Genomic DNA, 19,720 nt, shown 5'->3' with positions numbered 1-19,720 from the left:
GTGGTGTGTTTGGAGACAGCCAGTTTACCAGCACCCTGTCTGTCAACTTCCACTTCCCCAAGATCCCGCGAAGAACCGTATTTTTTGCGCCTCGTCGCCGTTTTTGCGCGATTTTTTCGCCAACTTGCACCTGCCTTGATTTTGCCCAACAATCGATACGCTTTCTTTTGATACAACCTCCAGGTATCTAACAGTCAGGAGTCTCCCTATGGGACTGGGTGGCATTCATATCTGGCATCTGCTGATCCTGCTCGTGGTCGTCGTCGTGGTGTTTGGCAGCAAACGCCTGGCTGGCGCCGGTGAGGATCTGGGCACTGCCATCAGGGATTTTCGCAACGCCTTGCGCGACGATGACAATATCCGGAATAAGTAGGAGTGAACGTATGTCTGTAGACGAGAAAGTGGAACTGAACGAGACCTGTGACAGTTGCGGCTGTTTCGCCGAAATTGGCACCATCATCGGCGAAGGTGACGACGTCATGGAGCTGGTGATCGAGGCCGCTGCAGAAGCCGACGCCCGCGAGAAATTTGCAGCTTACGAGGCGCTGGCCAAGCAGGTCACTGCCGAAGCCAAAAGCAGCAGCGAGCTGAGCCGGGGCCCGGATGGCGTGATCCTGAAGGCCCGCCTGCAATTCACCTGCACCGCCGAGAAGCTGATCTTCGAGATGCGCGCCCGCTCCCTCTGAGATCGTGATGACACGGCAGGCTTGCCTGCCGTCTTGCTCTGCCCCTCGCTTTTTCCCTCCCTTTGCGTTGTATAGTGAGTTATCCCACGGACGATCCGTTTTCCGTCCGGCATGCGCCGATCGGCAGAAGATCCCGCGACGCCCCATGACTTGGCGCAGGCGCCTTCTCTGACAGACCCGACGGTGCGCACCGGCCCACAGCGAGGTGGTTAAATCATGATGCGGCGATGGATCTGGGCCCTGCTGGCTCTCTGTTCTCTCCCTCTGCTGGCGGCGGATCTCAAGCCGCAGTTGCTGCCCCAGGCCGGTGATCTCGAACACATCCTGCAAAAAAAAGAGCTCAGGGCCCTGGTGGTCTATGAGCGGGGGTTTTTCTTTTTCGACAAGGGAGCCCAGTACGGCATCCTGGTCAATCAGCTTCAGGGATTCGAGCGCTGGTTGAACCAGACCTACCTGGCCAAGGAGAAGCTCAAGCTCAAGATCATTTATATCCCGGTGCGCCAGGACAAGCTGCTGGACTATCTGGCCGAGGGGCGCGGGGATCTGGTGGCCGCCAACCTGACGGTCACCCCCACCCGGCGCGAGCAGGTGACCTTCTCCCAGCCGCTGATCGCCCCCATCGAGGAGTGGGTGGTGAGCCAGCGGGAGCTCCCTGCCTTCAATCGCATCACCCAGCTGTCCGGCCGGCGGATCTGGGTGCGAGCCAGCTCCAGTTATTTCGAGAGCCTGCACCAGCTCAACTGGCTGTTTCGGGAGCTGGGGTTGCCCCCGGTCTACATCGAGACGGTTCCCGAATACCTGCAGGACGGGGACCTGCTGGAGATGGTGTCAGCCGGGATCATTCCGCTGACGGTCACCGACAGCTTCAAGGGGCGGATCTGGCTCGACATGATTGGCGGCCTCAAGGCCCACAGGCTGATTCCGCTGCGGGACAAGGGGCGAAGCGCCTGGGCCCTGCGCAACAACAGCCCGGAGCTGCTCAAGGCGGTGAACGCCTACATCTCGGAGTCGAGCAAGCGGACCCTCTACAGTGACATGACATTGCGCCGCCTGCTGGCGCAGAGCGACCGCATGAGCAACATACTGGCGCCGGACCCGCTGGGGCGACTGTCGACCATTCGCAAGGTACTGGAGGCCCAGGCGGACAAGTATCAGCTGGACTGGCTGATGCTGGCCGCGCTGGCTTACAAGGAGTCGGGGCTCAATCCCAATGTCGGCTCTCACCGGGGGGCCGTCGGCATCATGCAATTGCTGCCGAGCACCGGCAAGGAGGTGGGGATCCGAGGCGCCAGACTCACCAGTCTGGAGGGCAATGTGGAGGCGGCCTGTCGCTACATGCGGCTCATCCTGGACACCTACTTCAATGATCCCGGGATGGACAGGCTCAATCGCCATCTGTTCGCCCTGGCCGCCTACAATGCGGGTCCGAACCGTGTCCAGGCATTGCAGGCCAAGGCGGCCGACAAGGGGCTGGATCCGAACGTCTGGTTCGGCAATGTGGAGCAGCTGGTGGCCAACGATGTGGGCCAGGGGCCCATCAACTACGTTGGCACCATCTACAAATACTACGTGGCCTACCGTTTCAGCCTGCCCCAGCTGGAGGGCAAGTCAGAGGCCATCGAGGCGGTGCAGCCCTGAGCCTGTCAATGCTGGCAGGGGAGGGGATCCTCGTGATGCTGCGCAAGGGGCTCCCAGCCCAGATCCCGGTGCTGCTGGTACCAGGGCATCAACAGCCTGGCCAGAGTGGGATCCGGTTGGCTGGCATGAGGTCTCTGACTGAGGGAGGGGTGGTCGCGCAGTTCCATCATCGGCTCCTTGACACTGGGCTATCGGGACGGTTGTCTGGGTTATGCCACCACCAGATGACAGGGAGATGACCCTTGATCCCCGCCGAGTTTGCCTTGCTCGCCGATCCCGGCGCCGCCCTGAAAGCCCGATGCCAGTTGATCCGCCAGGCTCGCCACCGGATCCTCGCCCAGTATTACAGCTGGGAAGAGGACGGCAGCGGCAAGCTGCTGCTGGCGGAGCTGGTGCGGGCGGCCAGGCGCGGAGTGGTAGTGCAACTGCTCATCGACGATCTCTACGGCGGGGAGAACCGCTTTCTGGAGGCGGTGGCGGCGGAACCGGGCATCGAGGTGCGCCTGTTCAACCCCTTCTGGCTGCGGGGCTGGCGTCCCCTTACCTTGCTGCTGGAAGGGGTGCTGAGCTTTCGCCGCATCAACCACCGGATGCACAACAAGCTGCTGCTGGTGGATGGCAGCCAGGCGGTGATCGGCGGGCGCAACATCGGTGATCGTTACTTCGGGCTGGGAATGTCGCCTCACTTCATCGACCTGGATCTGCTCTGCCGCGGCCCCCTCTGTCAGCAGGCCGAGCAGGGGTTCGCGCTGTTCTGGCACAGTCGCTGGAGCCACCCGGTCCGTCGCCTGTTGAGACGCCCCTTGCTGCCAGCCGAAACCCGGGCCCTGAACGACTTCCTGCTGACCCTGACCGACCCCGCCATGGCGGCCGCCTATGATCTGCCGGCCACTCTGTTTGATGAGTGCCCCGTTCCCCTTTGCTGGCATCCCGGGCGAGGGCAGTGCTGGTTCGATCGCCCCGGCAAGGGGCTGGTCGCCCGGCCGACCACGGCGCCCCTGCTGGGACGCATGCTGGCGAGCAATCAGGGGGCCCTGAGGTTGGTGAGCCCTTACCTGATCCTGACTCGGGGGCTGCGTCGCCGGCTCAAGGGGCAGCGACGGCAGGGGGTCGACATCGAGATCCTGACCAACTCCCTGGCCAGCACGGACGTGCCCCTGGTCTATGGCGCCTATCGACGTCACCGTCCCTGGCTCGAGCATCAGGGGATCACCCTGTTCGAGCTGACGACGGAGGCGTTCAGTCTGCATGCCAAGCTGATCCTGATGGGGAAGGAGGAGGCGCTGCTCGGCAGTTTCAACCTGGATCCCCGCTCCCTGATGCTCAACACCGAGTTGATGCTGCACCTCCATAGCCCGACGCTGTGCGACGAGTTGCAGCAACTCATCGATGGCTGGTTGCAGCAGGCCGTGCACCCGGTGGTGGCGTCCCCCTCTGCATGGCGGCGCCTGCTGGCGCAATTGAGCGATTGGTTACCTTTGCATCGTTGGTTGTGAGTGGGATCCGCCTTGTGCGAGATCTCGCAAAGCCTTGTGCGCCTTCGAGGATAACGTTTGCCATCCAAATACGGGACTGGATTGTATAGTATTGTTTTTAATCGATTTATATTAAGAGCGGAGTAACAATCCAGGTTCCTCGACTGCATAGAGGTGCGTGTAGAACGGTTTTTTATTTTATTTAACTGCGTAGTATCTCGAGTGCAAGGACAAACACGGCGGCTGGTCTGTCGTGTGGGTGACGGCAACAGGGGAAATGGGTCAACCGGATTGCTCCGGCAGGCGAGGCGGATCGGGAGCGGAAACCCGTGATGCCAGACAGACCCCCGTGGTTGCGGGAGCCCAATATGGAACATGCTATTTGCGAGGGGGTGACATGCGAATGTTGCCCCATTTTTTTTATGCCCGCCGTCCACTTGCCCAATCAAAAAGACCGCCTGCTGGCGGTCTTTTGCGTGATGTCTCGGCGATCAGGCGAGGCCCGCCAGCAGACGACTCCAGTTGCGCTTGGCAACGAGGAAACCGTCTCGCAACGTGCGGTACTCCAGTTGCAGCCTGAGCCTGTCGTAGCGTGCGAGGGCTGTGCGCTTGCGCTGCTCCAGCAGTGACTTGCGGCTGGCATAGTAGTGCTGGATCTGCAGGCTCAGCTTGTCGTACTCCTCCTGCAGCAGTGCCTGCCAGCGTTCCCTGTCGTCCTGCTTGTGCACTCTGGCCTGGGCGCGCTTGAGTTGCATCTCCAGCCTGGCCTGTTCGATGCGTTCCTCCGGGCAGGATCTCAGGTCTTTGGCGAGCCCGCACCAGGCGGCGGTGCGGATCAGCCACTTGGTGGGGTCGAACTGCCACCATTGAATGCCGTTGCGGTAGTCGTTCTCGAACAGGTGATGGAAGTTGTGATAGCCCTCGCCAAAGGTGAAGAAGGCCAGGATGCCGTTGTCCCGGGCGCTGTTGCGATCCGTGAACGGCTGGCTGCCCCAGATGTGGGCCAGGGAGTTGATGAAGAAGGTGGTGTGATGGGTCATCACCATGCGCAGCACCCCGGCCAGCAACATCATGCCGAGCAGATCCCCGTGCAAGAGGCCGAGCAGCAGCGGAATGCCGATGTTGGTGACCAGGGCCAGAGCCAGATAGTGCCTGTGCTGGAAGGCGACCACGGGGTTGTTTTGCAGGTCGCGCACATTGCTGTAGTCGTGGTAGGTATCGCGCTGGTATTCCCGCAGCATCCAGCCGATGTGGGAGTACCAGAAGCCGCGACCCGCACTGTAGGGATCCTTCTGGTTGTCATCCACGTGGCGGTGGTGGCGGCGATGATCCGAGGACCAGTGCAGCGCCGAGTTCTGCAGGGCGAGCGCGCCTCCGATGGCGAAGATCCATTGCAGGGCCGGGTGCGCCTTGTAGGCCTTGTGGGACCAGAGCCTGTGGTAGCCGGCGGTGATGGAGATGCCGCAATAGCAGAACAGCAGCAGGAAGCAGAGCCACTGCCAGAGGTCGTAGCCCTGGCTCAGTCCATACCAGGGGACCGCTATCAGTGCCGTCAGCCCGGAGAGGGCGAACAGCAGGGTGTTGGTCATGATGATCGGGGGGCGGTCCATTTCACTCGGCTCCTTTCAGCGAACAGCTGTTCACTATTCTCCATTGAGCCGGAATGCGGGTCAATGGTAAAAAAGTCGGAGACAAACCTGATCCCGGCCCCGCCTTCGGGTTATCATCTGGCCTCGCTAATCTCAAGGTGACTGTTTTCGTGGGTATTCGCGCGCAACAAAAAGAAAAAACCCGGCGTACGCTGATCGAGGCGGCGTTCAGTCAACTCTGCGCCAACCGCAGTTTCTCCAACCTCAGCCTGCGGGAAGTGGCCAGAGAGGCGGGCATAGCGCCGACCTCCTTCTATCGCCACTTTCGGGACATGGAAGAGCTGGGGCTGACGCTGGTGGACGAGGGAGGGCTGACCCTGCGCCAACTGATGCGCCAGGCGCGCCAGCGCATTGCCGGTGGTGGCAGCGTCATCAGCACCTCGGTGCAGACCTTCATGGAATTCGTCGAAAACAACCCGAACATCTTCCGGCTGCTGCTGCGCGAGCGCTCCGGCACCTCGGCTGCATTCCGTCAGGCGGTGGCCCGGGAGATCCAGCACTTCATCGCCGAGCTGACCGATTATCTGGAAGCCACCACGCAGGCGCCACGGGAAGAGGCCTATATCCAGGCCGAGGCCATGGTGACCATCGTCTTCAGCGCCGGTGCAGACGCCCTCGACATGACTCCGGAAGAGTGCAAGGCACTGTCGGAGCGCACCATCAGCCAGTTGCGGATGATCGCCATGGGCGCCGAGGTGCAGAACCGCAAGCGCCACGAATCTCTCACATAACGCAAGGATGGACAGCCTCATGCATGAACCGAACGCGATTCCGAAGAAGCCCCTGGTGCTGGCCCTGCTGATCGGTATCTGTGGCGATGCCTTCCTGTCGGCCTTGACGGAGTCGGTCGTCCCCTTCTCCTTCTACCCCCTCATCGCCCTGTTGCTGGCGGCCAGCCAGCTCTATCAGCACTATCGCCATGAGCCCATGGTGGGCAACACACCCAGCTGCATTCTGCTCTGCTTCTTTATCGGCGTGTTCGGCCATTCTGCCCTGGTCAAGGTGCAGTACCCCGAGCTTGGCAGCAACTTCTTCTCCCTCATTGCCATGCTGCTGCTGCTCGCCGCTCTCTCCATCAAGCTGGGAATCAGCCTCGGAAAAACGCAAAAGGAGTGACGAATCACTCCTTCTGGTCGGGCCGGGGGTGGCCTAGTCGGCCCTGGGGGGAGTCTCTCCCTTCTTCCTGGCGTCTATGATGGCCTGCAGCTTGGTGCGGATATCCATCATGCCGAACACCCCGAAGATCAGCACCTGGGTGAATTCGAGACGAGTGACCGCGAAGTAGGGTTTGCAGGCCGCCTTGATCATGCTGGCCTGTACCCAGTGCATCAATATCACGATGACGCCGCACACCGGCAGAAAGCCGTTCAGTTTGCCCGGCAGGGTGCCCAGCAGGGCGAGTGCCACACCGAACCAGAAGAACAGTAGCACCCCCATCGCCAACAGATTAAACACCCGCTTCATCGTTTACCTCCCGTACATAGAGTTGATAGCAGGCCTGATGTGATCGACCTGCTTGTCCTTGAGCCGTTGTCCAAATTGACGGAGAAGGGGACTGTGCCCATCTCCCCTTTAAACAGCAGCGTCATGCTTGGTGTCCCGCAGATAGAGCTGATAGCAGACCTGACCAGCCTGCTTGTCCTTGAGTAGTGTCCAGCTGGCGGGCAGCGTCAGATCGGCCATCTCTTTTTCCCGCTCCAGATAGATGAGGGCATCGGATGCCAGCCAGCCGCGTTGCTCCAGCAGCTCGCACACCTGGGGCAGCAGCTCGCGACGAAACGGTGGGTCCAGAAAGACCAGATCGAAGGGGGTGGCCGGGCCTTGCAGCCAGCTCACGGCATCGGCCTGGATCACCTGCCCCTGGCTGCAGCCCAGGGTCGTCAGGTTCTTCTTGAGCTGGTCGGCGGCGCCTCTGTCCATCTCGATCAGGGTGACCTGTTCGGCATAGCGGGACAAGGCTTCCAGCCCCAGCCCGCCGCTGCCGGCGAACAGATCCAGGCAGCGGGTACCGCGCACGTGGGGAGCCAGCCAGTTGAAGATGGTCTCCTTGACGCGATCCGTGGTGGGCCTGAGCCCTTCCACATCCCTGACGGGGAGTTTGCGCCCCTTCCATTGGCCGCTGATGATTCGTACCACGCCCGCTCGCCCCTGGGGGGCCGGGCTCTTGCTCGGGCTGTTACGGCTGGATTTCACTCTGGGCATCGCGTTTCGTCGTCAGAAAATAAAGTGATAGTATAAGGCGGTTCATTTTTATGCCGACCCGCCGAGGGACGGCTATCTTAGCAGTCAGCCTTTGATGTGAGTATTTTTAGATGGCAAAAGGTTTGTTTTCCTGGCTGGGTTTCGGCCGCAAGAAAGAAGAGGCTGAGGCCGTTCCATCGCAGGCGCCCGACGCTACCCCGGCGGTCGTCGAGTCGGAGGCCGCCGCTGTTCCCGCGCCTGTCGCCGATGTTGCCCCGGCTGATGCCCCTACCGCCAAGCCCGAAGCGCCGCTGAGCGGCCCTGACGAAGGCCCCCTGGTTGTGGAAGAGCCGGAGGGCGAGCTTGAGCCCGTCATCGTCAATGAGGCCTTGATCTCAACCGAAGCTCAGGTCGCAGAAGAAGCCATTGTCGCCGCCGAAGCCCGCGCTGAGGAAGAGGCTCGTATTGCCGCCGAGGCTCGCGCCGCAGAAGAAGCCCGTATTGCCGCCGAAGCCTGCGCCGCAGAAGAGACCCGTATTGCCGCCGAGGCCCGCGCTGCGGAAGAGGCTCGCATCGCCGCCGAAGCCCGCGCCGCAGAAGAGGCCCGTATTGCTGCCGAGGTCCGCGCCGCAGAAGAGGCCCGTGTTGCCGCCGAAGCTCAGGCTGCCGAGGAAGCTCGTGTCGCCAAAGAGGCCCAGCGAGCGGAAGATTTGCGTCTGGTCGCCGCGATGGAGGCTGAGGCCGCCGCTCTGGCCGCTCTGCCACTGGCCGCCAAGGTGGACGACGACACTCAGGAGAAGCCGCAGCGGGAGGGCTTCTTTGTCCGCCTCAAGCGCAGCCTGGTGCGTACCAGGGAGAATATCGGTTCCGGTTTCTTCGGCCTGTTCAGCGGCAAGAAGATCGATGACGATCTGTTCGAAGAGCTGGAGACCCAGCTGCTGACCGCCGATCTTGGCGTCGACACCACCACCCGCATCATCGAGGGGCTGGTACAGCACGCGGACCGCAAGCAGCTCAAGGATGCCGAGGCGCTCTACGGTCTGCTCAAACAGGACATGGGCGAGATGCTGGCCAAGGTCGAGCAGCCCCTGGTGATCGACACCAGCAAGAAGCCTTACGTCATCCTGATGGTCGGCGTGAACGGCGTCGGCAAGACCACCACCATCGGCAAGCTGGCCAAGCAGTTCCAGGCCGAGGGCAAGAGCGTGATGCTGGCCGCTGGCGATACCTTCCGTGCTGCCGCCGTCGAGCAGCTGCAGGTGTGGGGTCAGCGCAACAACATTCCGGTGATTGCCCAGCACACCGGTGCCGACTCCGCTTCCGTCATTTATGACGCCATCGAGGCTGCCCGCTCCCGCGGGGCTGACGTGCTGATCGCTGATACCGCCGGCCGCCTGCAGAACAAGAGCAATCTGATGGAGGAGCTCAAGAAGGTGGTGCGGGTGATGAAGAAGCTGGACGATGCGGCACCCCACGAGATCATGCTGACTCTGGACGCAGGCACCGGCCAGAACGCATTGAGCCAGGCCAAGCTGTTCAGCGAGGCGGTGGGCCTGACCGGCATCACCCTCACCAAGCTGGACGGCACTGCCAAGGGTGGTGTCATCTTCGCGGTGGCCGACAAGTTCCAGATCCCGATCCGCTACATCGGGGTGGGTGAGGGGATCGACGATCTGCGCCCGTTCGTCGCCAACGACTTCATCGAGGCGCTCTTCAGCCGCGAAGAATAAATCCGGCCGACATGAGTCGGCCCAGCCGTGACGAGCACGTGTTCCATACCCCGACTCCGGTCGGGGTATGTCACTATGAGAGCGCAGGCATGGCTCATCCGGGCAAGGATGACATGCGGCATGGTTGCGACCGGTGTTGTCATCCAGGTGTTGTGCCGGTACGGGGGAGTGAGCGCCCCATGCTTTATCCCGGTCGGGGTTTGTCAATCTCAGGGAACCGTTATGATTCGTTTTGACAAGGTCAGCAAGGTCTACAGTGGCGGTCATCAAGCGCTGCAAAAGGTCAGTTTTCACCTGCGCAAGGGGGAGATGGCCTTCCTGACCGGCCATTCGGGGGCGGGCAAGAGTACCCTCCTCAAGCTCATCAGCGTGATGGAACGGCCGACCGACGGCCGCGTCTTCTTCCACGGCGATGACGTCAGCCACATCCAGCGCAGTCAGATCCCCTACGTGCGCCGCCAGATCGGCATGATCTTCCAGGATCACCGCCTGTTGATGGATCGTACCGTGTTCGACAACGTCGCCCTGCCCCTGGTGATCGATGGCTACAGCCATGGGGACATCAACAAGCGGGTGGCGGCGGCGCTGGACAAGGTCGGGCTGCTCGGCAAGGAGCGTTACCAGCCTCGCATGCTCTCCGGTGGTGAGCAGCAACGGGTCGGTATCGCCCGCGCCATCGTCAACAAGCCGCCCCTGCTGCTGGCGGACGAGCCGACCGGCAACCTGGATCCCCAGCTTTCCATGGACATCATGCGTCTGTTCGAGGAGTTCAACCGCTTCGGCGTCTCCGTGCTGATTGCCACTCACGATCTGGGGCTGATCGCCCGGATGCGCTACCGCACCCTGACCCTCAAGGCGGGTCGCATGTATTCGTCAGGGGAGGCTCGCTGATGGCTATTGTTCGTCATAAACAGCCGCCGTTGCGTCGTTTGATGATGTATGGGGTGGATCATGTGCGTCAGGCCTTTGCCAGCCTGGGTGAGCTGTGGCGCAACCCGCTCGCCTCCCTGATGACCCTGGCGGTGCTTGGCGTGAGTCTGGCGCTGCCTTCCTGTTTCCACGTATTGCTGAAGAATGCCGAAGTGGTAGAGGGGAGCTGGCAGACCAGCTCCCAGATCTCTCTCTATCTGCGCAAGGATCTGCCGGAGCAGAGCATCCTCGACATGAAGCAGCGGATCCTGCTCTATCCGGAGGTGGAGTCCGTCACTTATATGAACCGTGACGAGGCGCTCAGGGAATTTCGGGAGATCTCCGGTTTCGGTGATGCCCTGGATTATCTGGACAGCAACCCGCTGCCGCCGGTGCTGAGCGTGATCCCGGATCCGCGCTGGCAGAATCCCGAAGGGGCCGCCGAGCTGCTCGCCAAGCTGGAGAACGAGCCCGGTATCGAGCAGGGCAAGCTGGATCTGCAGTGGCTGACCCGGTTGCAGGGGATCATGAACCTGCTGCGCCACACCATCACAGGTATCGCGGTGTTGCTGCTCTCCGCCGTGTTGCTGATCGTGGGCAACACCCTGCGCCTGAATATCCTCAACCAGCGTTCCGAGATTGAAGTGCTCAAGCTGGTGGGAGCGACCGATGCCTTCATCCACCGTCCCTTCCTCTATACGGGCATCTGGTTCGGGGTCATCGGCGGCATGCTGGCCTGGTGGCTGACCGAGGTGATGGTGATCTGGAGCGAGGGGGTGGTGAAGGAGCTGGCGGGGCTCTACAACAGCAACTTCCGTCTGGTGGGGATGGGGGCGTTCGACGGCTTCAATCTCATACTGCTGGGCGCCCTGCTGGGGTTGATCGCCTCCTGGTTCTCGGTGCACAGACACATTCGCGACATAGAACCGTCCTGATTAATTTGTCAGCATTTTAAAGCGCTGGATTTTGCGAACTGGATCAAGTAAAAGAGTTGCCCGTTTCTGGCACGGGCCACTTTCTCAGAGTAATCTGAATGGTGTCTGCGCCGAGGATCATATGTGGATCCTCTGAACCTTTTGATTTATCAATGGTCTATTGACTGCAGCAGAATGAATACGGGTATGGCCCCTATGCCTTGCTCGTCTGACTTGGCAAGCATGTGAAGGTTGCGAGCTCCGCAACAATGGACTTAGCATGCTACTTTTCAGGGGTCCTTTACTGTGACCCCTTTTTTTGACTGTTCATTTATGATTCATGCCGTCAGCCTAAGATAGGCCGGGTTCATGCTGGGGTGATGTATGATGCAGCACGCAGAATGATACCTGGTCGGTAGACACGTCTTCTCAGGGTGTTAGACTGATTCGATTGAAAAGTAAGAGGTAGAACATGGGAACTTCATTGCAACGCACTATGGCTCTGATTCCGCAAGGTAGTCTGGAAGGCTATATCCAGGCCGTCAACTCGATCCCTGTGCTGAGCGCAGAGGAAGAGCGCGAACTGGCGATGCGTCTGCAGCAGGATGGTGATCTCGAAGCTGCACGCCAGCTCGTTATGTCGCACCTGCGTTTTGTCGTTCACGTGGCCAAGAGCTACTCCGGCTATGGCCTGCCTCAGGCCGATCTGGTGCAGGAAGGCAACATCGGCCTGATGAAAGCCGTCAAACGCTTCGACCCGAGCGTGGGCGTGCGTCTGGTCTCCTTCGCCGTGCACTGGATCAAGGCCGAAATCCACGAATATGTGTTGCGCAACTGGCGCATGGTCAAGGTGGCGACCACCAAGGCCCAGCGCAAGCTGTTCTTCAACCTGCGCAAGTCCAAGAAGCGTCTGGGCTGGCTGAACCACGAAGAGGTGCAGGCCGTGGCTGCCGACCTCGGGGTATCCGCTGCCGACGTCACCGAGATGGAAGCGCGCATGAGCAATTACGATCAGGCTTTCGATCTGGTCGGTGACGATGAAGACGAGGGTGGCTTCGCGCCGGTGCACTATCTGGAAGACAAATCTTCCGATCTCGCCGCGAACATCGAGAACGACAACTGGGACAGCCATGCCACCCGTCGCCTGAGTGCGGCCATGGCGACCCTGGACGAGCGCAGCCAGCACATCATCCGTGCCCGCTGGCTCGATGACGAGAGCAAGACCACCCTGCAGGAGCTGGCCGATACTTACGGCGTCTCCGCCGAGCGGGTGCGCCAGCTTGAGAAAAACGCGCTCAAGAAGCTGAAAGATGCCATGGATGCCTGACGGCCTCCTCCGGTAAGAAGCAGGGCCTGATGGCCCTGTTTTTGTTTTGCGGGGATCTGGTCGGCCTTGCCTTGGTTACCCTTGTGTATGGTATGTTGCCGCCACTGCCACAGTAGGGAGAGCAGAAGTGAAACTGTTGAACGACTTGTTTACCAACAACCGCGAGTGGGCGGAACGGATCAAGGCCGAGGATCCCAATTTCTTCGCTACCCTGTCCGCCCAGCAGGCACCCGAGTACCTCTGGATCGGCTGTTCCGACAGCCGGGTTCCCGCCAACCAGCTGATGGGGCTCTTGCCGGGGGACGTCTTTGTCCACCGCAACGTCGCCAACCTGGTGGTGCACACCGACTTCAACTGCCTCTCGGTGCTGCAATACGCGGTGGAGGTGCTCAAGGTGAAGCACATCATCGTCTGCGGCCACTATGGCTGCGGTGGGGTCAAGGCTGCGATGCAGAACCAGGAGCTGGGTCTCATCGACAACTGGCTGCGCAACATCAAGGACGTCTACTTCAAATACGGCGAACAGCTCGAAGCCATCGAGGATGAGCACGAGCGCTTCGACTACCTGTGCGAGCTGAACGTGGCCGAGCAGGTCGCCAACGTCTGTCACACCACCATCATCCAGAATGCCTGGCGCAAGGGGCAGGAGCTGGCGGTGCACGGCTGGATCTACGGCATCAAGGATGGCCTGCTGCACGATCTCGATCTCTGCATCAGCGGCCCTGACCAGATCCCGGATGTCTATCGCGCCTGGCCGGACATGCGTCCGCCCCATCGTCGCCGCTGAGGACCAGCCGGTGGCTCCTGCGCTCTACCTTCAGATAAAGCAGCACATCCTGGACGGGATCCGCGAACGCCACTATCAGGCGGGCGACCGGATCCCGACCGAGGCCGCCCTGTGCGAGCAGTTTGCCGTGAGCCGCATGACGGTAAACAAGGCGCTGCGTGAACTGGTGGCCGAAGGCTGGCTGGTGCGCACCGCCGGATCCGGCAGTTTCGTGGCCGACAGGCGCACCGAGTCGCCGCTCCTGGCGATTCGCAATATTGCAGACGAGATCGCCGAGCGGGGCAGCGAGTACAGCGCGCGGGTGATCCGGCTGCAACGTCAGGCCGCCGACGAGAAAGTGGCGGTGCGTCTGGGCCTGCGGGTCGGGGCGCCCACCTTTCACAGCCTCATCGTCCATCAGGCCGATGGGGAGCCGCTGCAACTGGAGGAGCGCTTCGTCGATGCCGAGCGACTGCCCGGCTATGGCGAGCAGGATTTCACCCAGCAGACGCCAAACAGCTATCTGATGGAGATCTGCCCCCTCTCCGAGATGGAGCACGTGGTAGAAGCCGTGTTGCCGAGTGCTGGTGAAGCTGGACTGCTGCAAGTGAGGGTCGACACCCCCTGCCTGCTGCTGCACCGGCGCACCTGGTCAGACGGCTGTCTGGTCTCCTATGCCAGATTGTTGTCGCCGGGTTCCCGCTACAAGCTGAGCTCCAAGACGCGCCTCGCATAATTGTATATACATATTAAGCATTTAAAAGCCCACCTCTCGGTGGGCTTTTTTGTGCTTACACTCTAATAAAGTCGTTGTTATCAAGATGTGAACTTGATCCTTTCTTTCTTTTCAGAGATGGGCTATAAATTATTGTATATACATTTAGAGGTCGGTATGAACAAGGAACTGTTGAACTGCGAGCGGGTCTGGCTCAACGTGACACCCGCCACCCTGCGCCCCGATCTGGCGGACTACGGCCTGCTGGAGCCCCATGCCCTTGGCGTGCGGGATGGCAAGATCCACGCTCTGGTCCCCATGCAGGATCTCAAGGGCCCCTATGCCGCCTCCTGGCAGGACATGAAGGGGAAGCTGGTCACCCCCGGTCTCATCGATTGCCACACCCACCTCATCTTCGCTGGCAGCCGCGCCGAAGAGTTCGAGCTTCGCCAGAAGGGGGTCCCCTATGCGGAGATCGCCCGCAAGGGGGGCGGTATCATCAGCACGGTGCGCGCCACCCGGGCAGCCAGCGAGGAGCGGCTCTATGAGCTGGCGTTGCCGCGGATCAAGTCCCTGATCCGGGAAGGGGTCACCACAGTCGAAATCAAGTCCGGCTACGGCCTCACCCTGGAAGACGAGCTCAAGATGTTGCGGGTGGCCCGTCGTCTGGGAGAGACGCAGCCCATCCGGGTCAAGACCACGCTGCTGGCGGCCCATGCGGTGCCGCCGGAGTATCGCGACGATCCAGACTCCTGGGTCGAGACCATCTGCCAGGAGATCATCCCGGCGGCGGCCGAGGCAGGTCTCGCGGATGCGGTGGATGTCTTCTGCGAACACATCGGCTTCTCCCTTGCCCAGACCGAGCAAGTCTATCTGGCGGCGGATCAGTACAACCTCGCTGTGAAAGGGCACATGGATCAGCTCTCCAACCTGGGGGGCAGCACGCTCGCCGCCCACTTCGGCGCCCTCTCGGTGGATCATCTGGAATATCTAGATCAGGACGGGATCCAGGCGCTGGCCCACCGTGGCGTGGTCGCCACCCTGCTGCCGACCGCTTTCTATTTCCTCAAGGAGACCAAGCTGCCCCCGATCGCCGCCTTGCGCAAGGCGGGGGTACCCATGGCTGTCTCCTCCGACATCAACCCGGGCACGGCTCCCATCGTTTCCCTGCGCATGGCCATGAACATGGCCTGCACCCTGTTTGGCCTGACCCCGGTGGAGGCCATGGCCGGGGTGACCCGCCACGCCGCCAGGGCGCTTGGCGAGCAGGAACGGCTGGGGCAGCTCAAGGTCGGCATGCTGGCGGATTTCCTTGTCTGGAACTGCGGCCATCCGGCCGAGCTCAGCTACCTCATCGGTGTCGATCAGCTGGTGAGCCGTGTGGTCAACGGGGAGGAAACCCTTCATGGATAAGTTCAACGGGATCGACATGTCGGTCTGGCAGGGGCGTCAGGATCCCGAAGACGGCGAGCTGGCCCTGCGCTGGCACGATAGGGTGCAACCCTGGCAGGGGAATCGCGAACCCGGCGTGGTGCTGCTCGGCTTTGCCTGTGACGAAGGGGTGCGCCGCAACAAGGGGCGGGTCGGTGCGGCCGGTGCACCGCTGGCGGTGCGCAAGCTGCTGGCCAACACGGCCTGGCATCTGGGTGCCCCCGTCTATGACGGCGGGGATCTGGCCTGTGAGGACGGCGATCTCGATGCCGCCCACGGACGCTTGGCCGAACGGGTCGCGAGTGCGCTGGATCAGGGGCACTTCCCCCTGGTGCTGGGAGGCGGCCACGAGGTGGCGTTCGGTAGCTGGAGCGGCCTGAACCGTCATCTTGGCGGCGAAGGGCGGGTCGGGATCATCAATTTCGACGCCCACTTCGATCTGCGCATGAAACAGGAGCAGGCGAGCTCGGGCACCCCCTTCTTCCAGATTGCCGAGCAGTGCGCTGCCCAGGGCACCCCCTTTCACTATGCCTGTCTCGGGGTGGCCGAAACCGCCAATACCGCGGCGCTCTTTGCCCGCGCCGAGGCGCTGGGAGTCTGGCACGTGCTGGACGAGGCGATGACGCAGACCGAGCTGCCAGCCTTGCTAGGCGGGATGGATGCCTTCATCGCCCGTTGCGACCACCTCTATCTCACCATCGATTTAGACGTGCTGCCGGCGGCAGTGATGCCGGGAGTGAGCGCTCCCGCTGCTCGCGGCGTGGAGCTGGCGGTCATCGAACCGCTCATCGCCCATATCCGGGCCAGCGGCAAGCTCAGGCTCGCCGATCTGGCCGAGTACAACCCGAACCTGGATCAGGACAACCGCAGTGCCCGCGTGGCTGCGCGCCTGGTTCACCAGTTGACCAAGTAGTGGCGCACCGCGCCGCCTGACTGCATCGCTAAACAAGGAGTGTCTATGTCTGTACAACACCAGGATCCCCGCCACGATCCGAGCCGCGTGATCCGTGCTCCCCACGGCACCCAGCTGACCGCCAAGAGCTGGCTCACCGAAGCGCCACTGCGGATGCTGATGAACAACCTGGATCCGGATGTTGCCGAGCATCCCCAGTCCCTGGTGGTGTACGGCGGCATCGGCCGCGCCGCCCGAAACTGGGCCTGCTATGACAAGATCGTCGAGGTACTGACCCGGCTCGAGGACGATCAGACCCTGCTGGTGCAATCCGGCAAGCCGGTCGGGGTGTTCCAGACCCACAAGGATGCGCCGCGGGTGCTCATCGCCAACTCCAACCTGGTGCCCCACTGGGCCAACTGGGAGCACTTCAACGAGCTCGATAAAAAGGGTCTGATGATGTACGGCCAGATGACCGCCGGCTCCTGGATCTACATCGGCACCCAGGGGATAGTGCAGGGCACCTACGAGACCTTCTTCGCGGTGGCCAACCAGCACTTCAACGGTGAACCAAAAGGCCGCTGGATCCTGACCGGGGGCCTGGGTGGCATGGGCGGTGCCCAGCCCCTTGCCGCCACCATGGCCGGTTTCTCCATGATCGCCGTGGAGTGCGACGAGACCCGTATCGATTTCCGTCTGCGTACCCGCTACGTCGACAAGAAGGCCCACAGCCTGGATGAGGCGCTGGCCATGGTCGAGGAGGCCAAACGCAGCGGTACCGCCGTCTCCGTCGGCCTGCTCGGCAACGCCGCCGACGTCTTCGCCGAGCTGGTGGCTCGCGGCATCACGCCGGACGTGGTGACCGACCAGACCTCCGCCCATGACCCGGTACACGGCTACCTGCCCCAGGGCTGGAGCGTGGCCCAATGGCGCGATCTGCAAAAGAGCGCACCGGACGAGGTCAACGTGGCGGCTCGCCGCTCCATGGCCCGTCAGGTCGAAGCCATGCTGACCCTGCAATCCCGCGGCGCCGCCACGCTCGATTATGGCAACAACATCCGCCAGATGGCGCTGGAAGAGGGGGTCAAGAATGCCTTCGACTTCCCAGGCTTCGTGCCGGCCTACATCCGCCCGCTGTTCTGCGAGGGCATTGGCCCGTTCCGCTGGGTGGCCCTCTCCGGTGATCCGGAAGACATCTACAAGACCGACCAGAAGGTGAAGGAGCTGATCCCGGACGATCCCCACCTGCACAACTGGCTCGACATGGCCCGCGAGCGCATCGCCTTCCAGGGCCTGCCGGCGCGGATCTGCTGGGTTGGCGTCAAGGATCGGGTGCGCCTGGGCCTGGCCTTCAATGAGATGGTGAAGAATGGCGAGCTGAAGGCTCCGGTCGTCATCGGCCGTGACCACCTTGACTCCGGCTCGGTGGCGAGCCCGAACCGCGAGACCGAATCCATGATGGATGGTTCCGACGCCGTTTCCGACTGGCCGCTGCTCAACGCCCTGCTCAACACCGCCGGCGGCGCGACCTGGGTTTCCCTGCACCACGGTGGCGGTGTGGGCATGGGCTTCTCCCAGCACTCCGGCGTGGTGATCGTCTGTGACGGCACCGACGATGCCGCCAAGCGGGTCGGCCGCGTGCTGCGCAACGACCCGGCCACCGGGGTGATGCGTCACGCCGACGCCGGCTACGAGATTGCCATCAACTGTGCCGTTGAGGCGAAACTGGATCTGCCGATGATCGACGCCACCGGCAAAGGGGTGAAATAAGATGTTCGAACTCAATCTGCAACCGGGCAAACTCTGCCTCGCCACCCTGCGCCGTGTCAGCCGTGAGCCGGTACACGTCAGCCTGGATCCGGCTGCCCTGGCGGGGATCCACGCCTCCGCCGCCGTGGTCACCAAGGTGATCGAGCAAAACCGGGTGGTCTACGGCATCAACACCGGCTTTGGCCTGCTGGCCAATACCCGGATCCCGGTGGAGCAGCTGGACGAGCTGCAACGCTCCATCGTGCTCTCTCATGCGGCAGGAATTGGCGAGTACATGGATGACGCCACCGTGCGGTTGATGATGGTGCTCAAGGTCAACTCGCTCGCCCGTGGCTTCTCCGGCATCCGGCTGACGGTGCTCGAGGCCCTGATGACCCTCATCAATGCCGAAGTCTACCCCGTGGTGCCGAAGAAGGGCTCCGTCGGTGCCTCCGGCGATCTGGCGCCCCTGGCCCACATGAGCTGCCTGCTGATAGGTGAAGGCAAGGCCCGTCACAAGGGCGAGCTGATCGACGCCGCCACTGCCCTCAAGATTGCAGGCCTGGAGCCCATCGCCCTGGCGCCGAAAGAGGGGCTGGCGCTGCTCAACGGCACCCAGGCGAGCACGGCGTTTGCGCTGGAAGGGCTGTTCCACGCCGAGGATCTCTACGCCGGCGCCATCACCATAGGCGCCATGAGCGTGGAGGCGGCGCTGGGCAGCCGCCGACCCTTCGACGCCCGCATCCACGCGGTGCGCGGTCAGCGTGGCCAGATCGACGCGGCCGCCTGCTACCGCCACCTGCTGGTGGATGGCAGCGAGATCGGCATGTCCCACCACAACTGCGAGAAGGTGCAGGATCCTTACTCCCTGCGCTGTCAGCCTCAAGTGATGGGTGCCTGCCTGACCCAGATCCGTCAGGCCGCCGAGGTGCTGGTGTGCGAGGCCAACGCGGTCTCCGACAACCCCCTGGTGTTTGCCGAGGATGAGGAGATCATCTCCGGCGGTAACTTCCACGCAGAACCCGTGGCCTTTGCCGCCGACAACCTGGCCCTGGCCATCGCCGAGATCGGGTCGCTGTCCGAGCGGCGCATGGCGCTACTCATCGACTCGCGCATGTCCGGCCTGCCGGCCTTCCTGGTGAACAACGGCGGGGTGAACTCCGGTTTCATGATCGCCCAGGTCACTTCGGCGGCCCTGGCCTCCGAGAACAAGACCCTGGCCCACCCGGCCTCGGTGGACAGCCTGCCCACCTCGGCCAACCAGGAGGACCACGTCTCCATGGCCACCTTCGCCGGTCGCCGGCTGGCGGACATGGCCGAGAACACCCGTGGCATCCTGGCGGTGGAACTGCTGGCAGCGGCCCAGGGGCTCGACTTCCGCGCTCCCCTGCGCTCCACCGAGCTCATCGAGCTGGCCAAGGGCCGTCTGCGGGAAGAGGTCAGCTTCTATGACAAGGACAGGTACTTTGCACCGGACATCGAGGCGGCCGCCGCCCTGCTGGGCCGTGCCAGCTACAACGACCTGATCCCGGCCGGGACTCTGCCCAGCCTCTGACCCCGAGTCTGAGCAAACCATAAATAAGACCGCCCATGGGGCGGTCTTTTCATTTCTGGGCTTTGGGCGCCGCTCCTGTGCTTGGCCATCGGAAGCGCGCTGC

At 62.3% G+C, this 19,720-nt stretch carries 21 protein-coding genes; 17 read left to right on the top strand and 4 right to left on the bottom strand.

The genetic code is table 11. The features are described from left to right. The 4 genes from PG887_RS11545 to PG887_RS11530 form a co-directional block, all read left to right on the top strand. Window positions 1-191 (top strand): hypothetical protein (locus PG887_RS11545; RefSeq protein ID WP_270821741.1); only part of this gene is annotated, 191 nt, incomplete at its 5' end. A gap of 17 nt (window positions 192-208) precedes the next feature. After that, window positions 209-373 carry a twin-arginine translocase TatA/TatE family subunit gene (gene tatA / locus PG887_RS11540; RefSeq protein ID WP_010672592.1) on the top strand — a complete coding sequence of 55 codons (165 nt, stop codon included), beginning with the start codon at window positions 209-211 and terminating at the stop codon, window positions 371-373. Between the two features lie 10 nt (window positions 374-383). Beyond that, window positions 384-686: a YfcZ/YiiS family protein gene (locus PG887_RS11535; protein WP_010672593.1), complete on the top strand. Its 303-nt coding sequence runs from the start codon at window positions 384-386 to the stop codon at window positions 684-686. Window positions 687-902: 216 nt separating this feature from the next. Further along, entirely contained in the window at window positions 903-2,324 is a 1,422-nt protein-coding gene (locus tag PG887_RS11530) for a lytic transglycosylase F (RefSeq protein WP_010672594.1), read from the top strand. A gap of 5 nt (window positions 2,325-2,329) precedes the next feature. Here PG887_RS11530 and PG887_RS11525 read toward each other — a convergent pair whose 3' ends face one another. Continuing rightward, window positions 2,330-2,491, bottom strand: a complete 162-nt coding sequence (locus PG887_RS11525) for a hypothetical protein (protein WP_201933880.1) — start codon at window positions 2,489-2,491, stop codon at window positions 2,330-2,332. Between the two features lie 75 nt (window positions 2,492-2,566). Here PG887_RS11525 and PG887_RS11520 point away from each other — a divergent pair, with 75 nt between their 5' ends. Further along, window positions 2,567-3,820 carry a phospholipase D-like domain-containing protein gene (locus PG887_RS11520; RefSeq protein WP_104455116.1) on the top strand — a complete coding sequence of 418 codons (1,254 nt, stop codon included), beginning with the start codon at window positions 2,567-2,569 and terminating at the stop codon, window positions 3,818-3,820. A 470-nt stretch (window positions 3,821-4,290) separates the two neighbouring features. Here PG887_RS11520 and PG887_RS11515 read toward each other — a convergent pair whose 3' ends face one another. Further along, window positions 4,291-5,409, bottom strand: a complete 1,119-nt coding sequence (locus tag PG887_RS11515; RefSeq protein WP_039040410.1) for a fatty acid desaturase — start codon at window positions 5,407-5,409, stop codon at window positions 4,291-4,293. A 149-nt stretch (window positions 5,410-5,558) separates the two neighbouring features. On the opposite strand from PG887_RS11515, the gene fabR reads away from it, so the two are divergent. Both fabR and PG887_RS11505 read left to right on the top strand, forming a co-directional pair. Beyond that, the gene (gene fabR, locus PG887_RS11510; protein ID WP_010672598.1) at window positions 5,559-6,179 is read left to right on the top strand and encodes an HTH-type transcriptional repressor FabR; all 621 of its coding nucleotides are present in this window, start codon (window positions 5,559-5,561) and stop codon (window positions 6,177-6,179) included. Between the two features lie 19 nt (window positions 6,180-6,198). After that, complete coding sequence (locus tag PG887_RS11505) at window positions 6,199-6,564, top strand: YijD family membrane protein (RefSeq protein ID WP_010672599.1); 366 nt, start codon at window positions 6,199-6,201, stop codon at window positions 6,562-6,564. Window positions 6,565-6,597: 33 nt separating this feature from the next. On the opposite strand, the gene PG887_RS11500 is transcribed toward PG887_RS11505, so the two are convergent. Both PG887_RS11500 and rsmD read right to left on the bottom strand, forming a co-directional pair. Beyond that, on the bottom strand, window positions 6,598-6,912 hold the full coding sequence (locus PG887_RS11500) for a DUF1145 domain-containing protein (RefSeq protein WP_010672600.1): 315 nt from the start codon (window positions 6,910-6,912) through the stop codon (window positions 6,598-6,600). Between the two features lie 108 nt (window positions 6,913-7,020). Further along, window positions 7,021-7,650, bottom strand: a complete 630-nt coding sequence (gene rsmD / locus PG887_RS11495) for a 16S rRNA (guanine(966)-N(2))-methyltransferase RsmD (RefSeq protein ID WP_270821739.1) — start codon at window positions 7,648-7,650, stop codon at window positions 7,021-7,023. A gap of 110 nt (window positions 7,651-7,760) precedes the next feature. Here rsmD and ftsY point away from each other — a divergent pair, with 110 nt between their 5' ends. The 10 genes from ftsY (at window position 7,761) to hutH (ending at window position 19,617) form a co-directional block, all read left to right on the top strand. Beyond that, window positions 7,761-9,359 (top strand): signal recognition particle-docking protein FtsY, encoded by a 1,599-nt coding sequence (gene ftsY / locus PG887_RS11490; protein WP_104455117.1) that lies wholly within the window; start codon window positions 7,761-7,763, stop codon window positions 9,357-9,359. A gap of 222 nt (window positions 9,360-9,581) precedes the next feature. Continuing rightward, window positions 9,582-10,250: a cell division ATP-binding protein FtsE gene (gene ftsE, locus PG887_RS11485; RefSeq protein ID WP_104455118.1), complete on the top strand. Its 669-nt coding sequence runs from the start codon at window positions 9,582-9,584 to the stop codon at window positions 10,248-10,250. After that, entirely contained in the window at window positions 10,250-11,203 is a 954-nt protein-coding gene (gene ftsX / locus PG887_RS11480) for a permease-like cell division protein FtsX (RefSeq protein ID WP_029313524.1), read from the top strand. Before ftsE ends, ftsX begins: the two co-directional genes overlap by 1 nt. Before the next feature lie 451 nt (window positions 11,204-11,654). Next, window positions 11,655-12,509, top strand: coding sequence for an RNA polymerase sigma factor RpoH (rpoH, locus tag PG887_RS11475; RefSeq protein ID WP_029313526.1), 855 nt, complete (start codon window positions 11,655-11,657; stop codon window positions 12,507-12,509). Between the two features lie 127 nt (window positions 12,510-12,636). Beyond that, on the top strand, window positions 12,637-13,296 hold the full coding sequence (can, locus tag PG887_RS11470; RefSeq protein WP_010672606.1) for a carbonate dehydratase: 660 nt from the start codon (window positions 12,637-12,639) through the stop codon (window positions 13,294-13,296). Window positions 13,297-13,306: 10 nt separating this feature from the next. Further along, complete coding sequence (hutC, locus tag PG887_RS11465) at window positions 13,307-14,011, top strand: histidine utilization repressor (protein ID WP_041212197.1); 705 nt, start codon at window positions 13,307-13,309, stop codon at window positions 14,009-14,011. Window positions 14,012-14,167: 156 nt separating this feature from the next. Next, on the top strand, window positions 14,168-15,403 hold the full coding sequence (gene hutI / locus PG887_RS11460) for an imidazolonepropionase (protein ID WP_010672608.1): 1,236 nt from the start codon (window positions 14,168-14,170) through the stop codon (window positions 15,401-15,403). Beyond that, the gene (gene hutG / locus PG887_RS11455; protein ID WP_266139906.1) at window positions 15,396-16,334 is read left to right on the top strand and encodes a formimidoylglutamase; all 939 of its coding nucleotides are present in this window, start codon (window positions 15,396-15,398) and stop codon (window positions 16,332-16,334) included. The genes hutI and hutG overlap by 8 nt, the downstream gene beginning before the upstream one ends. A gap of 45 nt (window positions 16,335-16,379) precedes the next feature. Next, a complete protein-coding gene (gene hutU / locus PG887_RS11450; RefSeq protein WP_113978380.1) occupies window positions 16,380-18,083 on the top strand; it encodes a urocanate hydratase in 1,704 nt (567 codons plus the stop codon). Between the two features lies 1 nt (window position 18,084). Next, complete coding sequence (gene hutH / locus PG887_RS11445) at window positions 18,085-19,617, top strand: histidine ammonia-lyase (RefSeq protein ID WP_128342084.1); 1,533 nt, start codon at window positions 18,085-18,087, stop codon at window positions 19,615-19,617. Window positions 19,618-19,720 lie beyond the last annotated feature (103 nt).

Source organism: Aeromonas sp. QDB14 (assembly GCF_027707845.1).
In the GTDB taxonomy this organism is placed as follows: Bacteria; Pseudomonadota; Gammaproteobacteria; order Enterobacterales; family Aeromonadaceae; genus Aeromonas; species Aeromonas caviae.
The sequence above is the reverse complement of the archived record's forward strand: the minus strand, read 5'-3'. Positions and strand labels throughout refer to the sequence as shown.

Bases quoted from the DNA above. Each gene is read 5' to 3' on its own strand.
- hutH (WP_128342084.1), top strand. From the start codon at position 18,085: ATGTTCGAACTCAATCTGCAACCGGGCAAACTCTGCCTCGCCACCCTG.
- rpoH (WP_029313526.1), top strand. From the start codon at position 11,655: ATGGGAACTTCATTGCAACGCACTATGGCTCTGATTCCGCAAGGTAGT.
- PG887_RS11500 (WP_010672600.1), bottom strand. From the start codon at position 6,912: ATGAAGCGGGTGTTTAATCTGTTGGCGATGGGGGTGCTACTGTTCTTC.
- ftsY (WP_104455117.1), top strand. From the start codon at position 7,761: ATGGCAAAAGGTTTGTTTTCCTGGCTGGGTTTCGGCCGCAAGAAAGAA.
- ftsE (WP_104455118.1), top strand. From the start codon at position 9,582: ATGATTCGTTTTGACAAGGTCAGCAAGGTCTACAGTGGCGGTCATCAA.
- PG887_RS11505 (WP_010672599.1), top strand. From the start codon at position 6,199: ATGCATGAACCGAACGCGATTCCGAAGAAGCCCCTGGTGCTGGCCCTG.
- PG887_RS11515 (WP_039040410.1), bottom strand. From the start codon at position 5,409: ATGGACCGCCCCCCGATCATCATGACCAACACCCTGCTGTTCGCCCTC.
- rsmD (WP_270821739.1), bottom strand. From the start codon at position 7,650: ATGCCCAGAGTGAAATCCAGCCGTAACAGCCCGAGCAAGAGCCCGGCC.
- PG887_RS11530 (WP_010672594.1), top strand. From the start codon at position 903: ATGATGCGGCGATGGATCTGGGCCCTGCTGGCTCTCTGTTCTCTCCCT.
- hutU (WP_113978380.1), top strand. From the start codon at position 16,380: ATGTCTGTACAACACCAGGATCCCCGCCACGATCCGAGCCGCGTGATC.
- tatA (WP_010672592.1), top strand. From the start codon at position 209: ATGGGACTGGGTGGCATTCATATCTGGCATCTGCTGATCCTGCTCGTG.
- PG887_RS11525 (WP_201933880.1), bottom strand. From the start codon at position 2,491: ATGGAACTGCGCGACCACCCCTCCCTCAGTCAGAGACCTCATGCCAGC.
- hutG (WP_266139906.1), top strand. From the start codon at position 15,396: ATGGATAAGTTCAACGGGATCGACATGTCGGTCTGGCAGGGGCGTCAG.
- ftsX (WP_029313524.1), top strand. From the start codon at position 10,250: ATGGCTATTGTTCGTCATAAACAGCCGCCGTTGCGTCGTTTGATGATG.
- hutI (WP_010672608.1), top strand. From the start codon at position 14,168: ATGAACAAGGAACTGTTGAACTGCGAGCGGGTCTGGCTCAACGTGACA.
- PG887_RS11535 (WP_010672593.1), top strand. From the start codon at position 384: ATGTCTGTAGACGAGAAAGTGGAACTGAACGAGACCTGTGACAGTTGC.